This is a genomic window from Pseudomonas putida, assembly GCF_028682635.1.
GTDB classification, from domain to species: Bacteria; Pseudomonadota; Gammaproteobacteria; order Pseudomonadales; family Pseudomonadaceae; genus Aquipseudomonas; species Aquipseudomonas putida_AE.
Genome location: NZ_JANHLK010000108.1, coordinates 1 through 357, shown reverse-complemented (window position 1 = coordinate 357; position 357 = coordinate 1). Strand labels below are relative to the sequence as shown.

At 62.7% G+C, this 357-nt stretch carries 1 pseudogene; it reads right to left on the bottom strand.

The features are described 5' to 3' along the window. A pseudogene (locus NPS56_RS31075) lies at nucleotides 1-357 on the bottom strand (DUF2235 domain-containing protein); the annotation flags it as partial.

Sequence of the window (357 nt, the reverse complement as noted above, 5' to 3'; positions counted from 1 at the left end):
ATAGTCGAGGTCACCGACTTCGGTAAACGGCGTGCCCACACCGGGCATGTAGTACTTGAAGTACTGGCCATTGCCGGTGCCTGCCGCATCGGTCAAGCCCTTGGCCCCGGGGCTATGCCCGGTACCGCCGGCATGGCCGTCGCCAATGCTGGCGCGGAACATCCGGGCGACGTTGGTCGGGTGCCGGGGATCCGACAGGTAGAGGTCGTTGTTAAGGTTATTGCCGGTGCCGTCGAAGAACAGGCTGATGTGCAAGGTCTTGCAGCACGGCGGCATCAGGCGGCGCCCGGCCGCCACGCACAAGGCATCGTGGTAATCCGCCTCCAGCTGACACTGGAGCCGATTATTTTGATAGAC